Origin of the sequence: Sphingomonas sp. NPDC019816 (genome assembly GCF_050274375.1) — a bacterium.
In the GTDB taxonomy this organism is placed as follows: Bacteria; Pseudomonadota; Alphaproteobacteria; order Sphingomonadales; family Sphingomonadaceae; genus Sphingomonas.
Genome location: NZ_JBNNOB010000013.1, coordinates 18,753 through 43,959, shown reverse-complemented (window position 1 = coordinate 43,959; position 25,207 = coordinate 18,753). Strand labels below are relative to the sequence as shown.

Annotated in this window: 31 protein-coding genes; 14 read left to right on the top strand and 17 right to left on the bottom strand. The window is 67.4% G+C overall.

Translation table 11 applies throughout. From position 1 onward, the window contains the following. Positions 1 to 58: 58 nt before the first annotated feature. The 7 genes from arsH to ACQKJZ_RS03495 form a co-directional block, all read right to left on the bottom strand. The gene (gene arsH / locus ACQKJZ_RS03525) at positions 59 to 814 is read right to left on the bottom strand and encodes an arsenical resistance protein ArsH (RefSeq protein WP_041043294.1); all 756 of its coding nucleotides are present in this window, start codon (positions 812 to 814) and stop codon (positions 59 to 61) included. Continuing rightward, positions 814 to 1,251 (bottom strand): arsenic resistance N-acetyltransferase ArsN2, encoded by a 438-nt coding sequence (arsN2, locus tag ACQKJZ_RS03520; protein WP_052490788.1) that lies wholly within the window; start codon positions 1,249 to 1,251, stop codon positions 814 to 816. The genes arsH and arsN2 overlap by 1 nt, the downstream gene beginning before the upstream one ends. After that, on the bottom strand, positions 1,248 to 2,327 hold the full coding sequence (gene arsB / locus ACQKJZ_RS03515) for an ACR3 family arsenite efflux transporter (RefSeq protein WP_058733679.1): 1,080 nt from the start codon (positions 2,325 to 2,327) through the stop codon (positions 1,248 to 1,250). The genes arsN2 and arsB overlap by 4 nt, the downstream gene beginning before the upstream one ends. A 4-nt stretch (positions 2,328 to 2,331) precedes the next feature. Further along, the gene (arsC, locus tag ACQKJZ_RS03510) at positions 2,332 to 2,775 is read right to left on the bottom strand and encodes an arsenate reductase (glutaredoxin) (protein ID WP_058733678.1); all 444 of its coding nucleotides are present in this window, start codon (positions 2,773 to 2,775) and stop codon (positions 2,332 to 2,334) included. 11 nt (positions 2,776 to 2,786) lie between these two features. After that, the gene (locus ACQKJZ_RS03505; RefSeq protein ID WP_041043227.1) at positions 2,787 to 3,119 is read right to left on the bottom strand and encodes an ArsR/SmtB family transcription factor; all 333 of its coding nucleotides are present in this window, start codon (positions 3,117 to 3,119) and stop codon (positions 2,787 to 2,789) included. 72 nt (positions 3,120 to 3,191) lie between these two features. After that, positions 3,192 to 3,674, bottom strand: coding sequence for a hypothetical protein (locus ACQKJZ_RS03500; RefSeq protein ID WP_058733677.1), 483 nt, complete (start codon positions 3,672 to 3,674; stop codon positions 3,192 to 3,194). A gap of 69 nt (positions 3,675 to 3,743) precedes the next feature. After that, entirely contained in the window at positions 3,744 to 4,403 is a 660-nt protein-coding gene (locus tag ACQKJZ_RS03495) for a hypothetical protein (protein WP_058733676.1), read from the bottom strand. 291 nt (positions 4,404 to 4,694) lie between these two features. On the opposite strand from ACQKJZ_RS03495, the gene ACQKJZ_RS03490 reads away from it, so the two are divergent. The 3 genes from ACQKJZ_RS03490 to ACQKJZ_RS03480 all read left to right on the top strand — a co-directional run bounded on the left by ACQKJZ_RS03490 (position 4,695) and on the right by ACQKJZ_RS03480 (position 6,761). Continuing rightward, complete coding sequence (locus tag ACQKJZ_RS03490) at positions 4,695 to 5,081, top strand: DUF3768 domain-containing protein (RefSeq protein WP_041043230.1); 387 nt, start codon at positions 4,695 to 4,697, stop codon at positions 5,079 to 5,081. A 127-nt stretch (positions 5,082 to 5,208) separates the two neighbouring features. Further along, complete coding sequence (locus ACQKJZ_RS03485) at positions 5,209 to 5,466, top strand: hypothetical protein (protein ID WP_041043231.1); 258 nt, start codon at positions 5,209 to 5,211, stop codon at positions 5,464 to 5,466. Between the two features lie 2 nt (positions 5,467 to 5,468). Beyond that, positions 5,469 to 6,761: a Fic/DOC family protein gene (locus ACQKJZ_RS03480; protein WP_116462775.1), complete on the top strand. Its 1,293-nt coding sequence runs from the start codon at positions 5,469 to 5,471 to the stop codon at positions 6,759 to 6,761. A gap of 34 nt (positions 6,762 to 6,795) precedes the next feature. Here ACQKJZ_RS03480 and ACQKJZ_RS03475 read toward each other — a convergent pair whose 3' ends face one another. The 5 genes from ACQKJZ_RS03475 to ACQKJZ_RS03455 are packed head-to-tail and all read right to left on the bottom strand — an operon-like array spanning position 6,796 to position 13,551. Then, positions 6,796 to 10,020 carry an efflux RND transporter permease subunit gene (locus ACQKJZ_RS03475; RefSeq protein ID WP_116462776.1) on the bottom strand — a complete coding sequence of 1,075 codons (3,225 nt, stop codon included), beginning with the start codon at positions 10,018 to 10,020 and terminating at the stop codon, positions 6,796 to 6,798. A gap of 4 nt (positions 10,021 to 10,024) precedes the next feature. Next, positions 10,025 to 11,188 carry an efflux RND transporter periplasmic adaptor subunit gene (locus tag ACQKJZ_RS03470; RefSeq protein ID WP_188660892.1) on the bottom strand — a complete coding sequence of 388 codons (1,164 nt, stop codon included), beginning with the start codon at positions 11,186 to 11,188 and terminating at the stop codon, positions 10,025 to 10,027. Beyond that, positions 11,185 to 12,447 carry a TolC family protein gene (locus ACQKJZ_RS03465; protein ID WP_188660889.1) on the bottom strand — a complete coding sequence of 421 codons (1,263 nt, stop codon included), beginning with the start codon at positions 12,445 to 12,447 and terminating at the stop codon, positions 11,185 to 11,187. The genes ACQKJZ_RS03470 and ACQKJZ_RS03465 overlap by 4 nt, the downstream gene beginning before the upstream one ends. 49 nt (positions 12,448 to 12,496) lie before the next feature. Then, entirely contained in the window at positions 12,497 to 12,934 is a 438-nt protein-coding gene (locus ACQKJZ_RS03460) for a hypothetical protein (RefSeq protein WP_427729984.1), read from the bottom strand. Continuing rightward, positions 12,931 to 13,551, bottom strand: coding sequence for a cation transporter (locus ACQKJZ_RS03455; protein WP_116462780.1), 621 nt, complete (start codon positions 13,549 to 13,551; stop codon positions 12,931 to 12,933). The genes ACQKJZ_RS03460 and ACQKJZ_RS03455 overlap by 4 nt, the downstream gene beginning before the upstream one ends. 69 nt (positions 13,552 to 13,620) lie before the next feature. On the opposite strand from ACQKJZ_RS03455, the gene ACQKJZ_RS03450 reads away from it, so the two are divergent. Beyond that, positions 13,621 to 14,028: a MerR family transcriptional regulator gene (locus ACQKJZ_RS03450; RefSeq protein WP_116462781.1), complete on the top strand. Its 408-nt coding sequence runs from the start codon at positions 13,621 to 13,623 to the stop codon at positions 14,026 to 14,028. Here ACQKJZ_RS03450 and ACQKJZ_RS03445 read toward each other — a convergent pair. From ACQKJZ_RS03445 to ACQKJZ_RS03435, 3 genes are read right to left on the bottom strand one after another with little or no spacing between them, the layout of a single operon-like run. Next, entirely contained in the window at positions 14,025 to 14,657 is a 633-nt protein-coding gene (locus ACQKJZ_RS03445; RefSeq protein WP_116462782.1) for an SOS response-associated peptidase family protein, read from the bottom strand. The two genes, ACQKJZ_RS03450 and ACQKJZ_RS03445, sit on opposite strands and share 4 nt — an antisense overlap. 33 nt (positions 14,658 to 14,690) lie before the next feature. After that, the gene (locus ACQKJZ_RS03440; protein WP_188660886.1) at positions 14,691 to 15,953 is read right to left on the bottom strand and encodes a Y-family DNA polymerase; all 1,263 of its coding nucleotides are present in this window, start codon (positions 15,951 to 15,953) and stop codon (positions 14,691 to 14,693) included. Between the two features lie 3 nt (positions 15,954 to 15,956). Next, positions 15,957 to 16,388, bottom strand: coding sequence for a LexA family protein (locus ACQKJZ_RS03435; RefSeq protein ID WP_116462783.1), 432 nt, complete (start codon positions 16,386 to 16,388; stop codon positions 15,957 to 15,959). Positions 16,389 to 16,542: 154 nt separating this feature from the next. Between ACQKJZ_RS03435 and ACQKJZ_RS03430 the strand changes: the two genes are divergently transcribed. After that, positions 16,543 to 16,878, top strand: a complete 336-nt coding sequence (locus ACQKJZ_RS03430) for a four-helix bundle copper-binding protein (protein ID WP_116462784.1) — start codon at positions 16,543 to 16,545, stop codon at positions 16,876 to 16,878. Positions 16,879 to 16,914: 36 nt separating this feature from the next. On the opposite strand, the gene copD is transcribed toward ACQKJZ_RS03430, so the two are convergent. Both copD and copC read right to left on the bottom strand, forming a co-directional pair. Beyond that, entirely contained in the window at positions 16,915 to 17,844 is a 930-nt protein-coding gene (copD, locus tag ACQKJZ_RS03425; protein ID WP_188660883.1) for a copper homeostasis membrane protein CopD, read from the bottom strand. 1 nt (position 17,845) lies between these two features. Next, positions 17,846 to 18,217: a copper homeostasis periplasmic binding protein CopC gene (gene copC, locus ACQKJZ_RS03420; RefSeq protein WP_093008123.1), complete on the bottom strand. Its 372-nt coding sequence runs from the start codon at positions 18,215 to 18,217 to the stop codon at positions 17,846 to 17,848. Positions 18,218 to 18,337: 120 nt separating this feature from the next. Between copC and ACQKJZ_RS03415 the strand changes: the two genes are divergently transcribed. The 9 genes from ACQKJZ_RS03415 (at position 18,338) to ACQKJZ_RS03375 (ending at position 25,178) form a co-directional block, all read left to right on the top strand. Next, positions 18,338 to 18,610 (top strand): hypothetical protein, encoded by a 273-nt coding sequence (locus ACQKJZ_RS03415; protein ID WP_093008121.1) that lies wholly within the window; start codon positions 18,338 to 18,340, stop codon positions 18,608 to 18,610. Next, positions 18,607 to 19,047 carry a periplasmic heavy metal sensor gene (locus tag ACQKJZ_RS03410; RefSeq protein WP_041043253.1) on the top strand — a complete coding sequence of 147 codons (441 nt, stop codon included), beginning with the start codon at positions 18,607 to 18,609 and terminating at the stop codon, positions 19,045 to 19,047. The genes ACQKJZ_RS03415 and ACQKJZ_RS03410 overlap by 4 nt, the downstream gene beginning before the upstream one ends. Beyond that, positions 19,044 to 19,613: an RNA polymerase sigma factor gene (locus tag ACQKJZ_RS03405; protein ID WP_041043254.1), complete on the top strand. Its 570-nt coding sequence runs from the start codon at positions 19,044 to 19,046 to the stop codon at positions 19,611 to 19,613. Before ACQKJZ_RS03410 ends, ACQKJZ_RS03405 begins: the two co-directional genes overlap by 4 nt. A gap of 67 nt (positions 19,614 to 19,680) precedes the next feature. Next, the gene (locus ACQKJZ_RS03400) at positions 19,681 to 21,651 is read left to right on the top strand and encodes a copper resistance system multicopper oxidase (RefSeq protein WP_066779353.1); all 1,971 of its coding nucleotides are present in this window, start codon (positions 19,681 to 19,683) and stop codon (positions 21,649 to 21,651) included. 23 nt (positions 21,652 to 21,674) lie between these two features. Then, the gene (locus ACQKJZ_RS03395; protein WP_184116743.1) at positions 21,675 to 22,853 is read left to right on the top strand and encodes a copper resistance protein B; all 1,179 of its coding nucleotides are present in this window, start codon (positions 21,675 to 21,677) and stop codon (positions 22,851 to 22,853) included. Continuing rightward, positions 22,844 to 23,581: a PepSY domain-containing protein gene (locus ACQKJZ_RS03390; RefSeq protein ID WP_066779346.1), complete on the top strand. Its 738-nt coding sequence runs from the start codon at positions 22,844 to 22,846 to the stop codon at positions 23,579 to 23,581. Before ACQKJZ_RS03395 ends, ACQKJZ_RS03390 begins: the two co-directional genes overlap by 10 nt. A gap of 47 nt (positions 23,582 to 23,628) precedes the next feature. After that, on the top strand, positions 23,629 to 24,228 hold the full coding sequence (locus tag ACQKJZ_RS03385; protein ID WP_197420567.1) for a DUF305 domain-containing protein: 600 nt from the start codon (positions 23,629 to 23,631) through the stop codon (positions 24,226 to 24,228). A 75-nt stretch (positions 24,229 to 24,303) separates the two neighbouring features. Beyond that, positions 24,304 to 24,678 carry a DUF305 domain-containing protein gene (locus ACQKJZ_RS03380; RefSeq protein WP_066779343.1) on the top strand — a complete coding sequence of 125 codons (375 nt, stop codon included), beginning with the start codon at positions 24,304 to 24,306 and terminating at the stop codon, positions 24,676 to 24,678. A gap of 59 nt (positions 24,679 to 24,737) precedes the next feature. Next, a complete protein-coding gene (locus ACQKJZ_RS03375) occupies positions 24,738 to 25,178 on the top strand; it encodes a DUF411 domain-containing protein (RefSeq protein WP_246360703.1) in 441 nt (146 codons plus the stop codon). Positions 25,179 to 25,207 lie beyond the last annotated feature (29 nt).

Genomic DNA, 25,207 nt, shown 5'->3' with positions numbered 1-25,207 from the left:
GCCCGACACGAGGTCGGGCGGCGCCGTGGCGACTTCCTTGCCGATCGGGTGGTGCGGCTCACCGCCAGCGGCCTTGTGGCGCGGTCGCGATGCTCGACAGGTCCGTCGTCGTGTCGACCGGCACGCCGGCCTGTTTGCGCTCCGAGTAGCGTTCTACGAGCTGCGTCGCGTGTGGCCGTAGCAGGACCGTGAAGCGGACCAGCTCCTCCATCACGTCGACGATGCGGTCATAATAGCTCGACGGCTTCATGCGTCCGGCCTCGTCGAACTCCTTGTAGGCCATCGCGACCGACGACTGGTTCGGGATCGTGAACATCCGCATCCAGCGGCCGAGCAGCCGCAGCGTGTTGACGGCGTTGAACGACTGCGATCCGCCAGACACCTGCATCACCGCGAGCGTACGGCCCTGGGTCGGGCGCATGCCCTTCATCTCGAGCGGCAGGTGATCGATCTGCGCTTTCATGATGCCGGTGATCTGGCCGTGACGTTCCGGGCTGCACCAGACTTGGCCCTCGGACCACAGCGCCAGTTCGCGCAGCTCATGGACGGCCGGGTGATCGTCTCCGGCCACTTGGTCGGGGAGCGGCAGTGTCGAGGGATCGAAGATCCGCGTTTCCGCGCCGAATAACTGCAGCAGGCGTGCCGCTTCCTCCGTGGCGAGCCGCGAGAAGGAGCGCTCACGCAAGCTGCCGTAGAGCAGGAGTATCCGAGGTGCCGGATCAAGCGGCCCGAGCCCTGTGGCGGGCCGCGCGCGGATATAGGCTGGATCGAGTGCCGGCAGGAGGTCGGGATCGGTGAGCGTACGAAGCGGCATCAAAGAGCTTTCACGAGAAAGGTGGCCGACGCCGGGCAGAGCGCGGTGAACTCGCGCGAGGCGGCAACCGCAGGCGGCGCCGCAGCGCGATCGGCCTCTGCATAGCCGTTCACCCGGAAAAATGGCGCCGCGGTGTCGGTCAGAAGGTGGAGCCGCTCGGCGCCGAGCCGGCGCGCCTCGCCCTCGAGCAGCGCCAGCATCGCACCGCCGATGCCGGCGCCCCGGCGATCGGCCAAGACCACCAGCGAGCGGAGCAGGCGGTCCGACCCTTCGCCCTCGATCCCGCCGAACCCGACCAACCCAGCGTCGTCGTCGAAGCGGACGAAGGCGCGGCCGGGTTCGGCGAGATCGGCGGTCGGCAGCTTGGCGGCTGCCAGCGCGCCGGCCAGATCATCCAGCTCGCCCGGCGCGAGACACGTGACGCGGAGGCCGGTCATGCGTGCGCCCCGCGCTCGTACCAGCCCCGGGATGCTTTCACGATCGAGACGACCGACAGCATCACGGGCACCTCGACCAGCACGCCGACGACCGTGGCCAGCGCCGCGCCCGACTTGAGCCCGAACAGCGAGATCGCGGCCGCCACGGCCAATTCGAAGAAGTTGGATGCGCCGATCAGCGCCGCAGGCGCCGCCACGCACCAGGCAACGCCGAAGCGGCGCGAGAGCCAGTAGGCTAGACCTGCATTGAAATAGACTTGGATGAGGATCGGCACCGCAAGCAGTGCGATCACCAACGGCTGCGCCACGATCGCCTCACCCTGGAAGCCGAACAGCAGGACGAGCGTCGCCAGCAGCGAGACGAGCGACACCGGCCCCAAGCGACCGAGCAGCCGGTCGAGCGCGGCTTGTCCGCCGTTCGTCAGCACGACACGGCGCACGAGCTGGGCGGCGATGACCGGCACGACGATGTAGAGCATCACCGAGATCAGCAGCGTGTCCCACGGCACCGTCACCGAAGCGACGCCGAGCAGCAGCCCGACGAGCGGCGCGAACAGGAACACCATGATGACGTCGTTCAGCGCGACCTGGGACAGCGTGTAGGTCGGCTCGCCCTCGCACAGGTTCGACCACACGAACACCATGGCCGTGCACGGTGCCGCAGCGAGCAGGATCAGGCCAGCGATGTAGGACGGCCCCTCCCCTGCGGGCAGAAGCGGCGCGAACAGCCAACCGATGAACAATGTGCCAAGCGCTGCCATCGAGAAGGGCTTCACCGCCCAGTTGATGAACAGTGTGACGCCCACCCCCTTCCAATGCTGGCGGACCGACCCGAGCGCGCCGAAGTCGATCTTGAGCAGCATCGGTACGATCATCAGCCAGATCAGCACCGCGACGATGAGGTTGACGCGCGCTACCTCGGCCGAGGCAACGCGCGCGAACAGGCCGGGCAAAAGGTGCCCCAAGCCGATGCCGGCAACGATGCAGAGCGCCACCCAGAGCGTCAGGTAGCGCTCGAAGGTGCCGATGCCGGCGCGCGCCGGCGCAGGTCCGGCGACAGGGGCGATCGTCGACATGGGCTCAGCCGACCCGCTCGCCGGACGCGTCCACCACCTGTTCGCCGTCCTCCTTGGCGAACGCGCCGAGCTGCCCGCTCGGCAACAGATCGAGGACGGCTTCGGACGGGCGGCAGAGCTTCACGCCCAAGGGTGAGACGACCAGCGGGCGGTTGATGAGGATCGGGTGCGCCATCATCGCGTCCACCAGCGCCTCGTCGGACAGTGTGGTGTCGCCGAGCCCCAGCTCCGCATAGGGCGTGCCTTTCTCGCGCAGCAGCTCGCGCGGCGAGATGCCCGCCCGCTCAATCAGCTCGACCAGCAGCGCGCGCGACGGCGGGGTCTTCAGATATTCGACCACGTGCGGCTCGATGCCGGCATTGCGGATCATGGCGAGCGCGTTGCGCGACGTGCCGCACTCGGGATTGTGGTAGATGACGATGTCGACGACCGAGTCAGTCCGGCTCATGGGGCGTCCTTTCAGCAGCAGGGAGCGAGTTCGGCGATGAGCGGCCCGCACAATTCGGCGTTGCCGGCACAGCAATCCTTGACGAGGAACAGCGTTAGCGCGCGCAGCCCGTCGAGGTCGGCGCGGTAGATGATCGACCGGCTGTGCCGTTCGGAGCGAACGAGGCCGGCACGGGCCAGAATACCAAGGTGCGCCGACATCGTGTTCTGCGGCACATCCAGCCGGCGGGCGATCTCGCCTGCAGCCAACCCGTCAGGCTCGTGCCGCACCAGCAGACGAAACACGTCGAGGCGCGTGCCCTGCGCCAACGCCCCCAGTGCCGCGATCGCTAACTCGTTTTCCATATATCCAGCATAGCAGATATATCATAGAGCGATAGGCCTTCTCCCTTACCGCGGTTCGAGTGAATGGGGGGCTTAGGCGGTGTGACGCGCAGGTGTGCCACGTGGCACACCCTGCCCCGCCCCGATCGTCGGCAGCCCATCGAGCAGAGCCAAAAGATCGCCCAGCGCACGCCTGCGATAGGCGTTGTACCACCGGCGCCGGCGATGCTCGGCCGCGTCGTGGATCATGTGGCAGCGCTGGCAGAGCGCGGCGAGATTGCGCGGCGCATTGTCGGTCGGGTCGTGATTGAGGTGCGCGCAGGCGATATACACCCGCGTGAGCCGGACGATCGCGGCGACGTCTGCCCCGACGACACGGATGCGCCGTCCCCGCCCGTCGCGCCACTGTCGGCGATCGGCATCCCACCAGCGACCATCGCCAAGATGGAAGACGCGCGCACCGTGCGGCCGTCGGCAATGCTCGCAGCGGCCTTTAGCGCGGCCGAACCGGATCAGCCTGGACAGCTCGGGCCAGTCGATCGGGTACAGCCAGCGATGTTCCGGCATGATCGGCATGACGATTCTATGAGTCAGGGCCGAGCGGAACGAAAGCAGAAAATCACGGTCCGCACCGCGGGCGGCACATCACTCGCGCCAGCGCTGCCCATACTGAGCTAAGCGAGCCTCGATTTCGTCGATCCGGCGCCGCTGCGCCGCGGTGAGCGCCGCCATGACTCGCTTGAAAGCGGCCGGCTTCATCGTTCGGAGCTGGCCGATATCGCTGTCGCGGCGCAGCCGCACCTTCCAGTCGGCCGGGCGATACTCCACCCCGGCCGAGCCGAGCCGCCAGAAGATCATCGCCACCTGGTTGGGGGTGAACGCACCTTTGTCGTCGACGAAGGCGATGAAGTTCTGCGCGTCGAAGTCGGGTGCCTTGCGACCGAGCTTGAGCAGCGCGGTCATGACGCGTTGCTTGCGCGCGTCCTCCACCAGGCCGCGGCGGTGACGGTCCACCAGCTTTCCCGTATCGCGTGCATCGAGCCGTCGCCCTTGCTCGTCAATGCCGGCGATCTCGAAGCGCTTGATGCACTCGGAGCCGACCAGCAACGACGCGGACGTGCCGTCGTTCTCGATCTCGAAATGGTAGCGAAGCTCCTGCTGCCCGCACAGCTCGCAGGTGCCGTCCGCCGCTTCGAGGTCGAAGAAGCGCCCCGTATAGGTCCACTCCTTGAGCGCGGCGCCAAGGGTGCTCGCGCGGCTGAGCGGTAGCAACGACGCCGACGCCCGCTCCGCCCAGTTCGACATTCGCGCTTCCCCCCGAAGTCCCCTCCCGAACCTTATCCGTTTGTCTGGCGCGGGGCGACCCGCGCCGGGGAACGCCAAGGGCGCCGCCCTTTCGTTCCCGAACGACAATCTTGCCGCCCGTGTAAGCCGCCAAGCGCGGCGCCCGGCCCCGTCGGTGCCGGCCGCGCTAGGGCGGCTCGCCCGCGCCAGCTTACCAAGATTCTCGTTCCCCTCCCCATCCCGTCCTCGCCGGACAGGCAGGGCCGTGAGGCCGAACGGCCTTGCGGCCCATGCCAACAAGGAGGATCACCCATGCCGACCCCCGAGCAGATCGACACCATCCGGCGTCTCAACGATGCGGCGCGTACCCACCCTGGCCTCGCGAGCCTCGCCAACGTTACGATGGGATTCCAGGCCCTCCCCGAGCTGGACCGTTTCGCCGCGTTGGTCGCGATCACCCGGTTCACGAAGTTCGATGGCAACAACGACCCTCATGGCGAGCACGATTTCGGCGCGATCTATAAGCTCGCAACCGGCGCGTGGACGCAGGACCGTCCGGACGATGCAAAGGCGGTTGTGCAGACGGTGTTCTGGAAGATCGACTGCTACGACACGAGCCTCACCTACGGCAGTGACGCTCCGTGGAATCCCGAGCAGACTAAACGGGTGCTGACGATCATGCTGGCCAGCGAATACTAACGCCTGTGGCGTAGCGATCCGCGCTCGATTGAGCGCGGATCAACCGTGCCGAAACGGACCTGCGCCAACGTGATTTGTTGAGAAATCGCGGGGGAGCGCGTAGGGTTAACGGCGAAAGGATGACGCGATGGCCCAGATCAATCTCGACACGCTGCGCGAGCGCATCCGCTCCATGGACTTTGAGCGTGGCACCCCCGAGCAGATCGCGCTCTGGCGCGAGGACGTAGCAGAGGCGCGCGCCAACCTCGTCATCGAGGACATGACGCCGACCGGCGACGAGGATGCCATGTTCGCCATGATGCTCGATGAGGGTGTTCCCCCTTCGCTCATGCCGTCCATCATCCTCGGCCTCTACAAGCCAGGAACCCACCAGATCGCGGCCTGACCTTGGCAGACGATCCCTACACCTATCCGGGGACCGACACGCTCCGGAACCGGCTTGGGATCACGGACGACAAGACCCTCATGGAGGCCGAGCGGAGGTTGACCTTGGCGCGCGGCGCAGAAGCCGCGCGCCTCACCTTTCCAGCGACGGCGGACGGCTATCGCGCCCTACATCGGCACCTCTTCCAGGACCTTTACGACTGGGCGGGTCAGGATCGCACCGTCAATATCGCCAAGGGCGGCTCCAGTTTCGCGCACGTGCCTTACATCGCGCGCGAGCTCGATAAGCGGTTTGCCGATACGCGGGCGGGCGATGCGCTGAAGGGCCTCGCCCGCGACGAGTTTTTCGACCGGCTCGGCAACCACATCAACGAGATCAATGCCATCCACCCTTTCCGCGAGGGAAACGGGCGGACGATGCGCCACCACGCGGCGCAGCTCGCCCGCGATGCCGGCCATCCCATCAGGATCGCCTCGATCGACAAGATCGCGTGGATGGACGCGTCCCGGCATGGCTTCCTCACCGGCGATCATCGGCCTATGGCCGCGGTGCTCGCCGAGGCGGCGATCCGCCGCGACCTCGCACCCGAGGCGCGCATCGGTCCCGCCGGGATCGCCTTGCTGCCCCAGCGCGCGCCGCCCGAAGGGCAGCGTTACCGAGTGACGCTGACCAAGGCACGCGAGGAGCTGGATCGCTATCTCCCGGCCGCCCGCCAGCAGGCGGCCGACCGGCTGCGCAGCCTCGTCAGGGATGGTGCGTCCTCCCCTGTCATCGCCAACGCGCGCACCGAGCTGGCCTATGTCCGCCATGCCAAAGGTCCGATCTACCAATCGCACCTTCTCACCTATCTCGGTGTGCGTCAGGTCGATGCCGTCATCACGCCGCAGCAGACCCCGCTTGAGCGCGTGCGCGAGATCGGCGCGGCGCTCGGGGTTCAGATCAACTCGCAGTCGCCCGCTCAGCTCCAGCGCGCCGTCCGCTCACTGGAGCGACCAATCTTGCCGCCCGGTGCTTCGCCAGGTCAGGAGCGGCTTGCCGAGCTGTTCCTGAAGAACACCGCCGAGAAGAACCACGCTGACCCGCGCCTCGCGCCTGCCCAAGCAATCGTCGACGCGGCGATGCAGAAGGCACGCGAGCGCGGCGAAAGCGCGCGCACGGTCAACACGGTCGGGGAATCCGCTCGACAGCTCGTCGCCGACCGGATCAGAACCGGCGCCGTGATCGACAGCGCTGCCGGGCAGCTTCCCGATCACGGCCCCACGCATCCCGAGCGCGGGCAGGAACGCGGCCGCTAGAGAGGGTGCGTCCGCCCGCGATCGCGGGCGTGGCTCATGCGTGCGCGGTCGGGGACAACGTGCCCGCCGTCTCGGAGGCCATGTCGGTCGCACGCCACCCACCGAAGCGGGCATAGAGCGTCGGCAGCACGAACAGCGTCAGCAGCGTCGCCGAGATCAGCCCGCCGATCACCACCGTAGCAAGCGGCTTCTGGACCTCCGCCCCTGCGCCGTGCCCGAGCGCCATCGGTACGAAGCCGAGGCTCGCGACGAGTGCGGTCATGGCAACGGGCCGCAACCGGAGGAGCGCCCCTTCTCGCGCGGCCCGGGCGCGGTCCATGCCTTGGCGCATCAGGTCGTGGATGGATGAGACCATCACCAGCCCGTTCAGCACCGCGACCCCGGACAAGGCGATGAAGCCCACCGCGGCGGAGATTGAGAATGGCATGCCCCTGAGCACCAGCGCCAGGATGCCGCCGACCAGCGCCAGCGGCACGCCGGTAAAGACCAGCGCAGCATCCCGCACGGAGCCGAGCGCCCCGTAGAGCAGCAGCATGATGACCGCGAAGCAGATCGGCACCACGATCGCGAGCCGCGACCGGGCGCTGGCAAGGTTCTCGAACTGGCCGCCCCAGGTCAGGTAGGTGCCGGCCGGCAACGCGACCTGTGCCGCGATCTTGGCCTGGGCCTCCTCAACCACACCGGCGACGTCGCGTCCGCGTACATTGGCCTGGACGACGACACGGCGCTTGCCGTTCTCGCGGCTGATCTGGTTCGGCCCGTCGCCGATGCCGATGTCGGCCACGGACGACAGCGGCACGAACGACCCGTTGGCGGTCGGCACGGGGATCTGGCCGAGTGTTTGCAGATCGGCGCGCGCGGTCTCGCCGAGACGGATAACGACGGGAAAGCGGGCGTCGCCTTCGAAGATCATGCCCGCCTGTTTGCCGCCGACCGTCGCCGCGACGACGTCCTGGACGTCGCCGGCCGAGACCCCGACCCGGGCCATCGCGTCCCGGTTGGGGCGGATGTCGAGGAGCGGCAGCCCCTCGGTTTGCTCGACGCGGACATCGGCCGCGCCGGGCACCTTGCGGAGCACCTCGGCGATCTGCTGTGCGGTCGCGTTCATGCTGCCGAAGTCGTCGCCGAACACCTTCACCGCGATGTCGCCACGCACGCCGGCGATCAGCTCGTTGAAGCGCATCTGGATCGGCTGGGTGATCTCGTAGCCGTTCCCCGGAATGGTCGAGACCTTCTTCTCGATCCGCTCGACCAGGTCCTCCTTGGGCAAGTTCGGGTCAGGCCACTCATTGCGCGGCTTGAGCATCACGAAGGTATCGGTCGCGTTGGGCGGCATCGGATCGCTGGCGATCTCGGACGTACCCGTCCGCGAGAAGGCGTACTGCACTTCGGGTTCTCGGCTGATCGTCTTCTCGACCGCGAATTGCATGCGCTGGCTCTGCTCGACCGACGTGCCGGGCGGGCGCCAGGCCTGAACGAGGATGTTCCCCTCGTCGAGCTGCGGCAGGAACTCCTGCCCCAAGGTCGTGAACGCGAGCGCGGCCAGCGCGACCGCCCCGAGCGCACCGCCCACGGTGATGCTCGGGCGGCGCATCGCGGCATCGAGGCCCGGTTCGTAGCGGCGCCTCAGCCAGACCACGATCTGGCTCTCCTTCTCCTCGACCTTGCCCGCCAGGAACGCCGCGATGGCGGCCGGCACGAAGGTGAGCGACAGCACGAACGCGAAGATGAGCGCGATGATGACGGTGAGCGCCATCGGCTCGAACATCTTGCCCTCGACCCCCGAGAAGGTGAGCAGCGGCGCGTAGACGAGGATGATGATCGCTTGGCCGTAGACCGACGGGCGGATCATCTCCCTGGCCGAAGCCGCGACGATCGCCAGCCGCTCCTTGAGCGGCAGAAGCCCACCAGCCTCGTGCTGCCGGTGACCGAGATGACGCAGCGCATTCTCGACGATGATGACCGCACCGTCGACGATCAGGCCGAAGTCGAGTGCGCCGAGGCTCATCAGATTGGCGGACACACCAGCGCGCAGCATGCCGGTGGCGGTGAGCAGCATGGTGATGGGGATTACCATGGCCGCGATGAGCGCCGCCCGGAAGTTGCCGAGCAGCGCGAACAGCACCACGATGACCAGCACCGCCCCTTCGGCGAGATTGCGCGCCACGGTCGTGATCGTGGAGTCGACGAGGCGGGTGCGGTCCAGCACCGGCTTGACCACGATGTCGGTCGGCAGCGACCGGCCGACTTCCTGTAGTCGTTCGCCGACATCGGTCGCGACGGTGCGGCTGTTCCCACCGATCCGCATCACGGCAGTACCGACCACGACCTCGTGGCCGTTTTCGGATGCCGAGCCGGTGCGGATACCCTGGCCCGCCTTCACGGTCGCAACCTGGCTGAGCAGGACGGGCACCCCCTCGCGTGTCGCGACCACGGTGCGCGACAGCTCGTCGGCCGTCCGCACCCGCGCATCCGAGCGGACGAACAGCCCTTCGCCGTTTCGATTGATTGTGCCCGCGCCGATACTCGTGTTGCTGCGTTCGAGTGCGGTTGCGAGGTCCTGGACGCTGAGCCGCATCGAGGCCAGGCGCTGCAGGTCCGGAGTGACCAGGTATTCACGGTCGAAACCACCTAGCGAGTCGACGCCCGCGACGCCTTCCGTGCCGCGGAGCTGCGGCGCGACGATCCATTCCTGGACGGTGTGGAGGAAGGTCGCCTTATCCCGCTCATCGACAAGGTGCTCGCCTGCCGGCGTGATGTAGCTGCCGTCGCGCTGGAGCCCCGGCTCACCATCGCGGTGCTTCACATGGTTGCGTTCCTGAAACTCCACCGTCCACATGAAGATGTCGCCGAGACCAGTGGCGATCGGACCCATCTCGGGCATGACACCCTGCGGGAGGCGATCCTCGGCCATCCGCATCCGCTCCGCGACCTGCTGGCGGGCGAAATAGATATCGGTCGCATCGGTGAAGACGGCCGTGATCTGGGCAAAGCCATTGCGGTTGAGCGAGCGCGTATAGGCGAGCCCCGGAATGCCCTTCAGCGAGGTTTCGATGGTGAAGGAGACCTGCCGCTCGATCTGATCGGGCGACAGCGAGGGCGCCAGCACATTCACCTGAACCTGGTTGTTGGTGATGTCGGGCACGGCGTCGATGGGAAGGCGCTGAAGAGCGAAAACGCCCGCAAGCGCGGCGACGAGGGTGAGCAGCAGGACGAGCCAGCGCCGCTCGACCGAGAAGGTGACGAGGCGGGAGATCATGGGCTCAGTCCATGTCCATCTCGCCACCCTTGCCGAGTTCGGCTTTCAGGGTGAACGAGTTCGTGGTGGCGATCTGCTCCTGGCCGGTCAGGCCGGAGCTGATGATGACCTGGTCGCCGTTGCGGCGACCCGTCGTAACCGGCACGGCGCGAAAGCCGGTCGGCGTTCGGACGAAGACGACCGTGCGGTTCTCGACGCTCTGCACCGCCGTCGACGGCACCGCGATGCTCCGGTCTCCGGTCGCGGGGAGCATGAAGCTCGCGGTGACCGGTTCGCCCACGCGCCACGTACCCCCGCCATTGTCGAGCGTGGCGATGACCTGGACGAGGCGGGTGCTCTCATCGAGCGCCGGCGAGACGAACGAGACCCGGCCTTCCTGCCGACGACCGGCAGCCGTCACCTCGACGCGCGTCCCGGGCCGGATGCGACCGGCATCCGCCGGCGACACCGATGCCGCGATCGTCACGCGCGACAGGTTCGCCACCCGGTATAGCTCGGCATTTGCATCGACCGTCTGGCCGAGCACCGCGGGACGCGCGATCACCTGCCCCGAGATCGGCGAGCGCATGGCGATGCGATTGAGCGCACCACCCCCGCCCCCCGTCGCGCCGAGCTGCTGCTGCGCCAGGCGCAGCGCGATATTGGCTTCGGTCGCCGCGGTGCGGGCCGCGACCAGATCCTGCTCGGGCGACACGCGCTCGGCGAACAGTCGCTGCTCGCGCCGGAGGTTCGATTGCGCGAGCGCGGCGCGCGCGCGGGCAGCTTCCACCTCCGCCTTCAGCGAGGCGGCTTCGCGGCTCTCGATCACCGCGATGGGATCGCCCTGCCTGACGGACTGGCCGAGATTGCGGGTGAGCGCGACGAGGCGCCCGCCAATCGTCGCGGAGACCACTTGGACGCCCTGAGGATCGCCTTGGACGAGCGCGGGCAGCTCAATTGCGCCCGCGACGCCGCCAATGGTGGGACGCCCGACCTCGATGCCAGCATCGGCAATCTGTCGCGCGGAGAGCGTCACCGCGTCCTTGTCGGCCTTCTTCTCGCCCCCCTCGCCCTTCTCCACCCCTTCCATGTCGGCCATGTCGTCGGCCTTCTTCTCGCCCCCGCCGCAGGCGACGAGCGCGAGTGGAAGCAATGCGGACAGCAGCATCCGCGCGTGATTGTTCTTCATCGTGCGTCCTTCGCGTCGGTAGGCGCCGGGGCGGCGAGCCGCTCGAGCCGGGCCTGTGCGTCATGGTAGGCTGCGAGTGCGTCGATCGCGGCCGCGCGGGTGTCGGCGAGCGTGCGCTCCGCCTCGAGGAGGTCCAACTGCCCGAATTTGCCCTCACGGTAGCCGATCCGGGCGATCCGGGCGGCTTCCTGCGCCGCGGCGAGCGTCGGCCCCGTAGCGTTGCGCGCGGTGGTGGCGGCGTTGGCAACGTCGGCTTCAGCGGATGCGATGGCCTGTTCGGCGTCGAGCAGCGCGACCCGGCGTTGTGCATCGGCTTGGCTGCGCTGTGCCGAGGCCAGGTCTACCGCGGCGCGGCCGTTGTTGAACAGCGGCAGCGGGACGGAGACGCCGAATACCGCAGCCGTGTCGTTGGTCGCTTCCAGCCGGCGCGCCGACGCGCTGACCGTCACATCGGGTATGCGCTGGCTTCGGGCGAGCCGAACCTGCGCCGTAGCGGTCGTGAGGTCCGCCTGTGCGGCCGCAGCGGCCAGGCTGCCTTCACTGCGGACCGGCAGACGTGGCCCCGCGCCTTCGATCCGCGCGAACCAGGCGGCGTCGAGGGTCGAGGCACCGCGCCCGATCAGCCGGGCGAGGTTGCCGAGCGCGACCTGCGCCGAGCGTTCTGCCCGCTCGGCCGCCCCTTCGGCATTGAGCCGGGCGACGTCGGCGCGCTGCTCTTCGAGCGGTGACGCGCGCCCTGCCGCGACGCGGACCCGGGCGGCGCGCAGCACCTCGGCCGCGATCCCCACCTGCTCGCGGGCTGTCGCGGCGCGGCGCTGGCCTGCCACGGCATCGTTATAAGCTTGCGTCACGCGCAGCCGAAGGTCGGCTTGAGCGATCGCCGCATCGAGCGATGCGCGGTCGAGCTGCGCTTCGGCGACGGCGACCCGGGCCGATCGCTTGCCGCCAAGTTCGAGCGGCAGGGAGAGCCCGACCGTTGTTTCGGACGAGCGCAGCCCACGGTACATGCCGGTCCCGGCGACATTCTCGGTCATGGCGTCGAGCGAGGGATTGGGCCGCAGGCCCGCGACCGCACGCTGCGCCTCGGCCGCCTTGATCCCGGATCGGGAGGCCTCGATCGCGGGCGACACGGCGCCTGCCGCGGCAAGCGCTTCGTCGAGGGTCAATGACGGTGCCGCCGCCTCGGTGTCCTGTGCCTGTGCCGACGAGATCGCCGCACAGGCTGTCGCGGCCAGGACGGCCGCCATCACGCGTTTCATTCCAAATGCTCCTGACGAACGGGGGTCAGGGCGCCTGAGCGCCCGCGCGTCAGGCCTGTGGTGGTCGCAGCGCCGCATCGCCCTGGTGCGACAACCAGAGCGGCGCCGTTTCATGCGTAAATCCGACCGGTCTTGGAGGCAGCGCGATGGCCACGCGGCTCTCGCCCGGCGTCGCCACACAGTGACCGTGGCAGGCGGCGTGATGATGCGGGAAATTCTTGTCCGCGTCGGCGGGGACCTGATCGCAGTCTACCGCGACATGCATCGCCATCTCGGTCTGCGGGACATCGATGCACGTGCCGTTCCCGCCGGCGTTCGCCGTGCCGGTCCAGCCGACGAGCACCAGCATCAGACATGCGACGAAGGGCAGCATCGCGCGAAGCCAGCCCTTCCGCCCCACCTTTCCGGTGCCGAGGTGACGCGGCCGTCGAGATCCACTCTTGCGGCGTGCCCGTGCGATCTCGGAGGTCCGATCGAGCGCCGTCACCCTTTTTCACCCATCTCGGCGAGGGCACCGCGCGTGATTTCCCAGGCCGAGTGTAGAAACAGCAGTGCGATAACGCCGGCAACGGCGAGGTCGGGCCACGCCTGCCCCGTCCACGCGACCAAAGCGGCCGCCGCGATCACCGCGATGTTCGCGACCGCATCGTTGCGGCTGAACAGCCAGATTGCCCGAACATTGGCATCGCCTTCACGGAAGCGAGAGAGAACCAGCGCTGCACTGACATTGACGATCAGGGCAACCACCCCGATCCCGCCCATCAGCTCGGCCTCTGGCGCCACTGCGTTGAGCGCGCGCCAAGCGGCGAACCCGATCACTCCTAAGCCGAGCGCGCCGAGAAAGAGTCCCTGTGCTAGCGCGATCCTCGACCGGGCCTGCGCGGTCCACCCTAGTGCGATCAGGCCGAAGAGCGAGATCGTCCCATCACCGATGAAGTCGAGGGCATCGGCCTTGAGCGCTTGGCTGTCGGCGACAAACCCGCCGACGATCTCGATGAGGCCGAAACCCAGGTTGAGTAGAACGACGATCCAGAGGGCGCGACGATACGCGGGATCGTTGATCGCACTGCGATCCGGAACTGAGCAGCAATCGCTGCAAGCCATGCGTCGTCGCCCTTCGAGTATTCGATGCGACGGCCTATATGGACCCTGTAGTTGGTACAGGGTCAAGAGATGAATGCACTGACGATCGGCAAGCTCGCGGCCGCAACGGGCACGAAGGTGGAGACCGTCCGCTATTACGAGCGTGCTGGACTCATCGCTCCCCCTGCGCGGACGGATGGAAACTACCGCTCTTACCGTCCGGAGGATCTGGAGCGACTGCGCTTCATCCGCCGCACGCGCGATCTTGGCTTCTCACTAGACGAGGTGCGAGCGCTGTTGAACCTGGCCGCGCAGCGCGATCGTGATTGCGGCACCGTAGACAAGCTCGCCACGCATCACCTGGAAGAGATCGACCGCAAGATCGCGGACCTGACCGCACTCCGTCGCGAACTGGCCAGCGCGATCGCGAGCTGCGCCGGCGGTACGATGGCTGACTGCCGTATCCTGGAAGCTTTCGCCCCTAACGCGAGCGGTTAGCGTTCGTTACGACGGGTCGGGAACACCGGTCCGCGCACCGTCATCCGGTCGGGATCGTAGGGTTTTTGCAGGCCAACGATTTCGTCATAGGAGCCGCGCAGCCACGTATCGATGTCGCTCGGCTCAAGGATCGTGATCATCGCCTTGGGGTGGATCGGCGCCACCAGCGAATTGGGGTTGCACGTCACCATCGTGAAGCCGTTGCCGCCCTCGGTACGCTGCCAGAAACCGGCGACCGCGAACACAGGCTGATCGGTCACGCCGAACCACATCTCCCCCTTCAGCGGTGGTTTGCCGTCACCCAGATCATGCTTGTCGGGCGTGAACTCGCAGAACTCGGTCAACGGCACCAGACAGCGGTTCTCCGGCTTCTCTGCCAGCCTGCGCCATTGCGGGAGGCCGAGCTGGCGCACGTTGGTCATCGGCCACGCCGCCTTCCCGCCGAGCACGTCCCAGGTCATCACGTCCCAGGCTCGCTCCCCGCCCTGTTCGCGGATGACATAGTTGCGGCTCTTGGGGCGCAGCTCGCGCGGGTCAAACCGGTTGTCGCGGGGCCGCTCGCTAAACAGCTTCGCGGCCGATCCCCATAGGGTTTCGGGCTCATTCGACATGCGGGCGCGATTACACATGGCGTCCCGATATACCGATCCGGTCCGCGCCGACTAGCGAGCTACCGGGATCTCCCCGATGCGCGTCGTCCAGGCCGGGCTCTTCTGCGACCGCTTGGTGTCGAACGATCGCCCCCCACAGCCCTGCGCCGCAAGGATGACTGTGTTGCGACCGTAACGGGCGTTCAACCCGTCCATTGCGGCGAGAAGCCCGGGTGCCTTGGGGTCAGCCGTCGCGAACAGGTCCGCTTGCCCCTGCCCTTCCGGGGACAGGTCTTCGAGCAGGACGCCGCACTTGGTGTAAACCCCGCCGGGCTGGAACATCGTCTCCATCATCTTTCCCGCGATGCCGACGATAACACGGGGGTCGTTGGTCGGAGGCGACAGGCGTGCCGATCGCGACGCGGAGGGCGGGTTCGGCTTGTATCGGGAGCCATGCGCGAAGGCGATCAGGCGGCTCGCCGCCAACCCTTGCGCACGGATTTTCTCCGCCGCACGCGCCGCGCGTCGCGCCATGGCTTCGCGCAGTTCGGGCAGCGCGGTTACAGGCTCCCCGAACTGCCGCGTAACCGCCGTCGCCTTGAGCGGTTCGGGGGCAACCTTGAAGTCGTCGCATTCGATCCCGCCCAGTTCGCGCACGAGGCGTTCGAGCACCACCGTTCCGATATCGCGCGCGACCGCGGGCGGCAGCGCCGCCAGGTCCGCCGTGGTTTTCACGCCGAGGGGGCGAAGCCGCGCTTCGAGTGCGCTCCCGATCCCCCACACCTCACCCACCGGCCAATGCTCGAACAGCCGCCGGCGCAGTTCGAGGTCGTGCAAGTCGACCACGCCGCCCCAGACCTTCTCGGTCGCCTTGGCGAGGGCGTTTGCCACCTTGGACAGCGTGCGGGTCGGGCCGAGCCCGATCCTCGTCGGCAGGCCGACCGATCGGGCGATGTCCTCGCGAACCCGATGGGCCGTTCCCACATCGCCGAGCCCGTTCGCCAGTGCCGGCAAGCGGAAGAAGCTCTCGTCGATCGAGTAGATCTCCACCAGGTCGGAATGATCGGCGATGACCGCGTTGAAGCGGCGGTTGAGGTCTGCATACAGCTCATAATTGCTGGATCGCAGCTGGATGCCGTGACGCTTGATCCGATCCCGGATTTTGAAAACGGGCTCGCCCATTCGGACGTGCAGCGCCTTGGCTTCCTCGCTCCGCGCAACGGCGCACCCGTCGTTGTTGGACAGCACGATGACCGGCACGCCGCGCAGCGAGGGGTCGAACAGCCGCTCCGCGCTGACGTAGAAGTTCGCGACGTCGACGATTGCCCACGACACCGGCTAGCGCCGGTAGTCGCGGACGCCGGTCCGCACCACACCCCAGATTTCGACACCCTCGGCCGAGGTCGCCTCATAGCATTGCCGGCTATTGCGCGCCTCCAGGAACATGGCCCCGGAGCGCCGGACGAGCTGGCGGCAGACAAAGCCACCATCGACGATCGCGATCACGATATGGCCCTCGACGGGGCGGGTATCGCGGTCGACGACCACCACGTCGTTGTCGTGGATGCCGGCCTCGATCATGCTGCTGCCGCTGATCCGGAACACGAAACTGGCCGCCCGATCGAGCCGGAGCAGTTCGATCAGGCTTATCCCGTCATCTTCCCAATCCTGGGCGGGGCTCGGAAAGCCGGCTCCTGCTGCGCCGACGATGCGGAGAACGGTTCCCTGCGGCACGTCGGCGAGCGGGACCGGCTGCATCAGTGGCAGCATATGATTCCCTTCGCGCCCTTGTAACGCGTGAAGGAACGAAAAGTGAACGGGTTACATGCGCCGTTCGGCGCATCGGTCGATCGGACTCCCGGTGAGGGCCGAGGCGACGAGGCGCGTATTCCCCCTTGAGCGGGGGCTCACGCGGAGATCACCGATGCACGATCATATGAGCGCCGAGATGCAGGCTTGCATGGACGCCTGCCACCACTGCCATGTCACCTGCCTGTCGATGACCACCCAACACTGCCTCGAGGTGGGCGGGGCCCACGCCGCGCCCGACCACATCAAGATCATGCTCGATTGCGCGCAGATTTGCGCCACCTCGCTCGATTTTATGGCGCGCGGGTCCGACCAGCATAAGCTCGTTTGCGGCATCTGCGCCCGGATCTGCCGAGCTTGCGCGGAGAGCTGCCGGGGTCTCGACGGCATGGAAGACTGTGTCGCCGCGTGCGAGCGCTGCGCCGACGCATGCGAGAAGATGGCCGCCTGATCGGCGATGGGCGGGCGGCGATCGGCCGCCCGCTCCTTACATCGCCGTTGCGGGAGGCTCGAGCATCCCCAGCCAAGCAACCAGCGCCAGGATCGTGACGGCACAGCTCGCCTCGATCGCGAGGCTGCGCCGCAGAGCACCGAGCGCAGCCCGATGATCGCGCGCGGCAACTGAGCGCTCGAACGCCGGCGTCAGCCGAAAGCGATTGAGGGAGGCCAGCCCCAGCATCGCGCCGAACAGCGCCAGCTTGGCGAGGAGGAGCTGGCCGTACAGGGAGGTGGGAAGTCTTGGCAGATTGCTGGCACCGACCAGCAGCCAGCCATTCACCAGACCCGTCACAACGATCGTGCCGACAACGATCGTGCCGACCATACCGAAGCCGTGCAGCGCCCGGTGGGTCAGTCTGAGATGCGCGACGTCGACGCGAGCTGCCGGCCGCACCACGAGCAGCGTCAACCCGAGCAGTGCACCGACCCAGGCGCCGGCCGCCAACAGGTGCAGAATATCGGCCAATAGATGGACCCAGCCCGTCGCGCCCTCATCCATCGCGCCATGGCCCGTCCAAGCGAGCGTCGCGAGCGCAATGCCCGCCGCGAGCACCACCAGGCCGAGCGGCGCGGTACGTCCCGCCGCGATCAGCGCGGCGATCACGGCAACGATCAGCGCGACCATGCGCGCTTCCCACGCCGTGCCCGTCGCGGACCCGGTAAGCAGCATCCCGATCGCTTCCCAATCGATCGGCCACGCCGGCGCACCTGCCATCGCCGCTGCGAGGAGGACGAGCGCGATGCCGGAAAACAGAAGGCCGAGCAGCCCGGTCCCCACCAGCCAGGGGCGCAAGGCGAGTGCGTCTGCGCGCTCCCCGGCCTTGAGCCCGTAGAGGCTGAACGCCGACAGGCCGAACAGCCCGCTCAACGTCGCATAAAGCGCGAAGCGGACCCCGATCAGCGGCCAGTCGGCGTCCACCTCACTTCACCGCGAAGGCGAAGTTGCCGGACACCCGATGCGTGTCGGCCGAGACGACGTGCCATGCGACGCTGTAGCGGCCCGCACCGAGCGGCGACTTGGGCACCACGACCAGCGTTCGACCGTCGGGTGCAACCTGGGTGGTGGCTGCAACCTTCATCGGCGGGTGCGTGGCGCCGCCATGGCCCGTCATCATCAGGTCCGCGCCAGAGAATTTCGGCATCAGCTTCTCGCTGAACTGCAAAGCGACACGCGCGGGCTTGGCAACGGTCGCGTTGGGCGCGGGTGAGGCCACAACGAGCTTCGGGTGAGCCTGCGCCGCACTGGCGAGGCTCAGGAGAGCGAGGGCGGCAGGAAGGGCGAGACTACGCATGAGGTACTCCGACGAGGTTCGTGCACCCTTCTACGCGGCGCGCTGCCCGACCCCTCACCAGCTGTTGAGGGATGATGGGCAGCGATGCGTATCCGGTGATAGAGGGGCGGAGTGGAAAGCATGGACGATCTAGACAGAGCATTGGCGCGACTAGCGGGCGCACCCGCCCCGGCCGCGTTGGAGGGTATCGAGGACCAGATCCTCGCACGGATCGGCAGCCGCCCCGCCGTGCGCGGGGCCGGGCTCGGGATCGGTGTGATAACCGCCGCGGCGCTCGGTATCGGGATCGTCGGTGCCGAGCTGCCCGCGACGGCAAGCCCTGCTGTCTCGCTCGCGCCGCTCGGCGGAGCCTCCCCCCTCGCTCCTTCCGCGTTGCTGATCGGCGAGCCATGACCTCGACCAAGCGGGTTGTCCTGTGCGCCTTGCTCGCCTTCCTGGCAGCGATTGGTGGTGTCTTTATCGGGCGCGCGCTGCTGCCGCAGCCCAAGCAACCCGGTGCGGCGCTCCACGAGGTGCTGCACCACAAGCTCGCGCTCGATGGCGACCAGCAGGCCCGATTGAAGGTGCTCGAAGACCGGTTCGCGGTGCAACGCCGCGCCCTCGAGCTGGAGATGCGTGCCGCCAATGCCCGCCTTGCCGAGGCGATCGAGGCCGAGCACGGCAATGGTCCGCGGGTGGCCGCTGCGGTCGACCAGAGCCATGCCGCGATGGGCGAGCTGCAGAAGGCGACGCTGGCGCACATCTTCGCCATGCGTCAGCTTCTCCGGCCCGATCAGACCTCTCAATTCGATGACGCGGTGGTGAAGGCGCTCACCGACGGCCAGGGGTGAGCCTCGATTGGACCGCGCTGTCGGATGGCGAACTGGCGACGCTCAGCATCGCCGGCCGACAAGCCGCTTTCGCCGAGATCGTGCGACGCTATCGGCAGCCGATGTTCCGGCTTTCGCGCGCCTTCCTCGGCGATGCCGACGAAGCGCTGGACGTGACGCAGGAAGCGTTTGTGGCCGCGCATCAGGCCTTGTCGCGCTACGACCCCAACCGATCGATGCAGGCGTGGCTAACGACCATCGCCGTCAACAAATGCCGCGATTGGGCGCGTAAGCGTGCCGTGCGCCGGTTTCTGTCGTTCGCGCTGCCGAACGACGAACAGGTCCAGAGCATCGTCGACGAACAGGTGCCGATCGACGACGCAGCCGGCGATCGGCAGGAACTCGATCGTGTGACCCGCGCCATCTCGACCTTGCCCGCGAACCTGAAGGAGCCTTTGGTACTTCGGACGATCGAAGGCCTGAGCCAGGCCGAGACGGCCGAGGTGCTGGGGATCAGCCAGAAGGCGGTCGAAACCCGCCTGTATCGCGCGCGGGCGCGGCTGCTCGAAAAACTCGGGAACCGCTGAGGGCTGGACGGATCGGCCGCGTAGAAGAAGCGACGGCCCTTTCACGGCCCCATTCTTAGGAGCTTGCATGTCGCGCGTTCTCGACCGCCGCCAGGTGCTGCGCGGTGCCAGTCTGGCAGGAGGCGGCCTCGCCTTGTCGGCCTATATGCCGGCATGGGCACAGCCCGTCTCCGCCGGCATCGCCAAGCCGTTGCCCACGGTGTCGGGCGAGGACATCACGCTCAAGGTCGCGCATCAGATGATGATGATCGACGGGCGGCAGAGCCACGCCATCGGCATCAACGGCACCGTGCCCGCGCCGCTCATCCGCTTGCGCGAGGGACAGAACGTCCGCCTCCACGTCGTCAACGAGCTCGACGAGGAAACCTCGATCCACTGGCATGGGCTGCTGCTGCCCTTTCAGATGGACGGGGTGCCGGGGATCGCCTTCCCCGGCATTCCGGCGCGCTCGACCTTCACCTACGAGTTCCCGATCATCCAGAGCGGGACCTACTGGTATCACAGCCATTCCGGGCTTCAGGAGCAGGAGGGACACTACGGCCCGATCCTGATCGATCCGAAGAATCCCGATCCGGTGAAGTTCGACCGGGAGCACGTGATCGTGCTGTCCGACCACAGCTTCCACCACCCGCACTACCTCTTCGATCGGTTGAAGAAGGAGTCGGGCTACTTCAACCGCCAGCGCCAGACCCTGGCCGGGCTTCTCGCCGGCAAGGATCAGTCGCTGAAAGAGCGGTTGGAGTGGGGCAAGATGCGGATGGACCCCGCCGACGTCGCCGACGTCACGGGCTCGGTCTACACCTACCTGGTCAACGGCTACGGCCCCAAGGACAATTGGACCGCGCTATTCCGCCCCGGCGAGCGGGTGCGGCTGCGCTTCATCAACGCCTCGTCGATGACCACCTTCAACGTCCGCATTCCGGGCCTGCCGATGACGATCGTCGCGGCCGACGGCTTGAACGTGCGCCCGGTCGAGATCGACGAGTTCCAGTTCGGCCCGGCCGAGACCTATGACGCGATCGTCACCCCGCCCGACCTGCGCGCCTATACGCTGGTCGGTGAGAGCATCGATCGCTCCGGCATGGCCCGCGCGACGCTCGCTCCGCGCGAGGGCATGGCGGCCGAGGTGCCCCCGCTCCGCAAGCGCCCGCTCGCGACCATGAAGGACATGGGCATGGGCGGCATGGATCATGGCACGATGGACCACGGCGGCATGAATCATGGCGCCATGGGCGGCGCTGCGGGTTCGATGTCCGGCATGGACCATGCTGCGATGGGGCATGGCGCGGGCACCGGCGCAATGCCGGGTATGGATCATTCCCAAATGAACCACGGCGCGGCCGGCACCGCGGCAGGCGGCATGGCAGGCATGGACCACGGCCAGGCTCAGGGCGGCGCCATGGCCGGTATGGACCATGGCTCCGGCACGATGCCGGCGATGAACGGCGATCAGATGGGCGGGATGGACATGGGCGGCATGAGCCATTCCATGCGCGATTTCAGCAATGCCCCCGAGGTTAAAAAGGGACCGGGCGTGCAGACCATCTCGCCGATGCCGGTCGATCGGACCGGCGATCCCGGGCAGGGGCTGGAGAATGTCGGGCATCGCGTTCTCACCTATCGCGACCTGATGGCGCTCGACCGCAACCCGGACACACGCGCACCGGAGCGGGAGATCAAGCTCCACCTCACCGGCAACATGGAGCGCTATATGTGGGGCTTCGACGGCGAGAAGCTGTCGGAGAACCCCGACCCGATCACGCTGCTTCACGGCGAGCGGGTACGGGTGACGCTCATCAACGACACGATGATGGGACATCCGATCCACATCCACGGCCACTTCTTCGACCTGGTGACCGGCAAGGGCGCCTACGCCCCCCGAAAGCATACGGTGCTGGTGCAGCCGGGAGGCACGGTGAGCTGGGACGTGACCGGCGAGGAAGGCGACTGGGCCTTCCACTGCCACATGCTCTACCACATGCACGCGGGCATGATGCGCGTTGTCCAGGTCCGCAAGGCCGGGGAGGCCGCGGCGTGATCCGGTCGCTCCTCCTCGCCGGTATGGCGCCGCTCGGCCTTGCGACACCCGCATTCGGGCAGACCATGGACCATTCCATGCACAACATGCCGGGCATGACGATGCCGGCAAAGCCGGCCGCCAAGCCGAAGGCGAAAGCCGCGGCCAAGTCCGCGACTAAGCGTAAGGCTCCCGTCCGATGCACCGCGCCGCGGCGCGCGCAACCGGCGAAGACGCAGGCTGCCGACCCTCATGCCGGGCATGACATGAGCGGGATGCAGGGAATGGATATGAGCGGTCAGCAGCAGGCTGCGCCCACCCAGAACCCGCACGCCGGTCACGATATGTCTGCTATGCCGGGCATGGCAGCATCGACAGGTGCGGGGCAGGACCCGCATGCCGGCCACGACATGAGCACGATGCCGGGCATGGCGATGCCCGGCGATCAGCCCGCTGCCAAGGTCGGAACCGACCTTCCCCCCGGCAACAAGCCCGCTCCCGCTCCGGCCGGGGACCACCTCGCCGATCGTTTCTGGGGCGCGGACGCCATGGCCAGCTCGCGCGAGAACGATCTACGCCGCGAGCATGGCGGAATGACCGTCTATCAGATCCTCTTCAATCTCGCCGAATATCAGGCTCGCAAGGGTGGCGACGGCTATCGCTGGGATGGCGAGGCCTGGATCGGGGGCGACATCAATCGCTTTACGCTAAAGAGCGAGGGCGAAGGCACGTTCGGCAAGCCGCTCGAACAGGCCGAGGTGCAGGCGCTCTACAGCCGCGCGCTCGATCCATACTGGAACCTTCAGGCGGGCGTTCGCTACGACTTCAAGCCCAACCCCTCGCGCACCTACGCGACGGTAGGGATCGAGGGGCTGGCCCCCGGTTGGTTCGAGGTGGAGGGCGCATTGTTCCTCTCCGACAAGGGCGACGTGCTTGGCCGTGCGGAGGGCTATTACGACCAGCGCATCACCAACTGGTTCGTGCTCCAGCCTAGGGTGGAGGCCAATTTCTCCGCGCAGGACGTGCCCGAAACCGGCACCGGCTCCGGGCTCACGGACCTCGAGGCCGGGCTTCGGCTTCGCTACGAGGGCCGGCGCGAGTTCGCGCCCTACATCGGCGTGTCGTGGGAGCGGCAGTTCGGCGACACCGCGCGCTTCACCCGCGCACGCGGTGACAATACGGGCGGCTTCAGCTTCGTCGCGGGCGTGAGGACCTGGTTCTGAGCCCGCGGCTCCGCCTCCATGTCGGGGCAAGCAAGGTTCACCGCTGGCTTGCGCTCCTGATCGGGGCGCAGGCGATCGTCTGGTTCACCAGCGGGCTCGTCATGAGCCTGCTGCCGATCGACACCGTGCATGGCGATCACCGGATCGACCGGAACGTCGAACCGGCCCTGATCGCCACTCAGGATTTCGCGCCCGTCCCTGCCCTTCTCGCATCGGCCGGAGCGCCGGTGCGTCAGCTCCAGCACCGGATGCTGCTGGGGCGGCCGATCGTCGAAGCCCAGCTCGGCGACGGCAAGGTGCGTTTGCTGGACGCCCGCACCGCAAAGCCGCTGCCCCCGGTCGACGGCCCGGCCGCAGCGCTGATCGCAAGGCAGGCGTATCGCGGCGAAACTGGTTCGGCGCCCGTCGTCGAGCGGATCGAGCGCCCCAGCACCGAGTACCGCGGTGCCCTCCCCGCCTGGCGTGCTTCCTTCCCCGACACCGACGGAACCCGCATCTACGTCGCGGCGGAGACTGGCCGGCTGACATCGGTGCGAACCGGCACGTGGCGGCTCTACGACTTCTTCTGGGGACTCCACATCATGGATTGGACCGAGCACGAACGGTTCAACACGCCGTGGCTCAACGCCTTCGCAGCGGGGGGACTCGTGTTCGCCGTCGCCGGGGCAATCCTGCTCTTCATGCGCTGGCCCCGTCGACGCCGCAGAAAAGCTCAAGGGGTCCGCTAGAGAGCCGCGTATCCTTCAGTGGGTGGGGCCGAACAGGAGAGCGCGACATGGACCACGACCCCAATTCCAAACAGGGCGGCGCTATGGGGATGAGCTACGGGCGCTTCGCCGCGATGATCGTGACGTCGACGGTCGTGATGTTCGGCCTCATGTATCTCAACACTTACGCGCTGAGCCACGTCGAATACAGCCAGACCAGGACATGGATGGCGATCGTTATGGGCGCCGTGATGGCGCTCATCATGATCGGCTTCATGTGGAGCATGTACCCCAACCGGAAGGCCAATCTCGGCATCGTGGCGGCCTCGATCGTGGTGTTCGCCGGCGCCTTGTGGCTTGTCCGCAGCCAGGAGACGGTCGGCGACGTCGCGTATATGAAGGCCATGATCCCGCATCACTCGATCGCGATCATGACCAGCGAGCGAGCGCACATCAAAGACCCCGAGGTGCGCAAGCTCGCAGACGGGATCATCGACGCCCAGGTCCGCGAGATCGCGCAGATGAAGCGCTACATCGCTCGGCTCGAGGCGCACCCGACGCCCGATAATGCGCCCGACCTCCCCTCCTATCGCGACAAGCAGGTGCCTCCCCCGCCCCCCGAAACCGACGAGAGCGTCGGCATCAACACGCTTCAGCCGATCCGCTGAGCAACATCGCTTGAGGGCTAATCGTTTGAAGCCCGTATCCCTGTTGAGCGGGGGCTTTGACGCAGGAGCGACACGATGAAGAAGATGATGATTTTGGCCGTCGCGGCCGCCCTCGGCGCGGTCCCCGCGGTCGCCCAGATGCAGGGCATGGACCATTCCGGCATGAACCATGGGCAGATGATGCGGCCGACGCCGGCGAACCCGTACCCGCAGGCCGAGATGGACATGCATCAGAAGATGATGTCGGCGATGGGTGCGGATGCCACCGAGACGTGGGTCCGCAAGATGGTCGAGCACCACCGTGGCGGCATCGCCATGTCGCGTATCGTGCTGCGCGAAACCAAGGATCCCAAGGTTCGCCAGATGGCCACCAAGACGATCGCAGAGCAGACCCGCGAGATCGGCGAGTTGAACGCCTGGCTGCGGGCGCATGGCAAGAGCGCCCAGTAATCGACTATCGTCCCTCCCCCCGTCACCGTGCGGGGGGATGGCCACCCGGGAACTCAGATATGGATCGCTTTCGCCTTCTCGCCGCCGCGCTGGCGTGCGCTACCCCTGCGGGGGCTCTCGCTGCAGGTCCCGTCCTGATGCATCGCGACCCGGGTTGCCCCTGTTGCGAGAAATGGGCGCAGCAGGTGAAGGCGCAGTTCGGCCGCGCCGTCCGCGTCGTCGACGATGCGAACCGGCCGGCGTTCATGAAGGCACGCGGTGTACCTCAGGACCTCGCCTCGTGTCACACTGCCATCATCGACGGTATGACCTTCGAGGGCCACGTCCCGATCGCCGACATGAAGCGCGCCCTTGCCACGCATCCGAAGGGCGTCACCGGCCTCGCTGTCGTCGGAATGCCGATGGGCTCACCCGGCATGGAAATGCCGGGCATGAAGGCCCAGGCCTATGACGTGATCGCGTTTGGGCTGAGCGGCCGCAGAGTGTTCGCCCGCCATTGAAAAAGGGAGGCGCGAACGCCTCCCTCTCC

Coding starts and splice junctions, on each gene's coding strand:
- ACQKJZ_RS03505 (WP_041043227.1), bottom strand. CDS start 3,119: ATGGAAAACGAGTTAGCGATCGCGGCACTGGGGGCGTTGGCGCAGGGC.
- copC (WP_093008123.1), bottom strand. CDS start 18,217: ATGCGTAGTCTCGCCCTTCCTGCCGCCCTCGCTCTCCTGAGCCTCGCC.
- arsC (WP_058733678.1), bottom strand. CDS start 2,775: ATGAGCCGGACTGACTCGGTCGTCGACATCGTCATCTACCACAATCCC.
- ACQKJZ_RS03465 (WP_188660889.1), bottom strand. CDS start 12,447: ATGAAACGCGTGATGGCGGCCGTCCTGGCCGCGACAGCCTGTGCGGCG.
- ACQKJZ_RS03375 (WP_246360703.1), top strand. CDS start 24,738: ATGGATCGCTTTCGCCTTCTCGCCGCCGCGCTGGCGTGCGCTACCCCT.
- ACQKJZ_RS03485 (WP_041043231.1), top strand. CDS start 5,209: ATGGCCCAGATCAATCTCGACACGCTGCGCGAGCGCATCCGCTCCATG.
- ACQKJZ_RS03495 (WP_058733676.1), bottom strand. CDS start 4,403: ATGTCGAACTGGGCGGAGCGGGCGTCGGCGTCGTTGCTACCGCTCAGC.
- ACQKJZ_RS03490 (WP_041043230.1), top strand. CDS start 4,695: ATGCCGACCCCCGAGCAGATCGACACCATCCGGCGTCTCAACGATGCG.
- ACQKJZ_RS03430 (WP_116462784.1), top strand. CDS start 16,543: ATGCACGATCATATGAGCGCCGAGATGCAGGCTTGCATGGACGCCTGC.
- ACQKJZ_RS03395 (WP_184116743.1), top strand. CDS start 21,675: ATGGCGCCGCTCGGCCTTGCGACACCCGCATTCGGGCAGACCATGGAC.
- ACQKJZ_RS03470 (WP_188660892.1), bottom strand. CDS start 11,188: ATGAAGAACAATCACGCGCGGATGCTGCTGTCCGCATTGCTTCCACTC.
- arsN2 (WP_052490788.1), bottom strand. CDS start 1,251: ATGACCGGCCTCCGCGTCACGTGTCTCGCGCCGGGCGAGCTGGATGAT.
- ACQKJZ_RS03455 (WP_116462780.1), bottom strand. CDS start 13,551: ATGGCTTGCAGCGATTGCTGCTCAGTTCCGGATCGCAGTGCGATCAAC.
- ACQKJZ_RS03500 (WP_058733677.1), bottom strand. CDS start 3,674: ATGCCGATCATGCCGGAACATCGCTGGCTGTACCCGATCGACTGGCCC.
- ACQKJZ_RS03435 (WP_116462783.1), bottom strand. CDS start 16,388: ATGCTGCCACTGATGCAGCCGGTCCCGCTCGCCGACGTGCCGCAGGGA.
- arsH (WP_041043294.1), bottom strand. CDS start 814: ATGCCGCTTCGTACGCTCACCGATCCCGACCTCCTGCCGGCACTCGAT.
- ACQKJZ_RS03410 (WP_041043253.1), top strand. CDS start 18,607: ATGACCTCGACCAAGCGGGTTGTCCTGTGCGCCTTGCTCGCCTTCCTG.
- ACQKJZ_RS03385 (WP_197420567.1), top strand. CDS start 23,629: ATGGACCACGACCCCAATTCCAAACAGGGCGGCGCTATGGGGATGAGC.
- ACQKJZ_RS03450 (WP_116462781.1), top strand. CDS start 13,621: ATGAATGCACTGACGATCGGCAAGCTCGCGGCCGCAACGGGCACGAAG.
- ACQKJZ_RS03475 (WP_116462776.1), bottom strand. CDS start 10,020: ATGATCTCCCGCCTCGTCACCTTCTCGGTCGAGCGGCGCTGGCTCGTC.
- ACQKJZ_RS03415 (WP_093008121.1), top strand. CDS start 18,338: ATGGACGATCTAGACAGAGCATTGGCGCGACTAGCGGGCGCACCCGCC.
- ACQKJZ_RS03400 (WP_066779353.1), top strand. CDS start 19,681: ATGTCGCGCGTTCTCGACCGCCGCCAGGTGCTGCGCGGTGCCAGTCTG.
- ACQKJZ_RS03445 (WP_116462782.1), bottom strand. CDS start 14,657: ATGTGTAATCGCGCCCGCATGTCGAATGAGCCCGAAACCCTATGGGGA.
- ACQKJZ_RS03380 (WP_066779343.1), top strand. CDS start 24,304: ATGAAGAAGATGATGATTTTGGCCGTCGCGGCCGCCCTCGGCGCGGTC.
- arsB (WP_058733679.1), bottom strand. CDS start 2,327: ATGTCGACGATCGCCCCTGTCGCCGGACCTGCGCCGGCGCGCGCCGGC.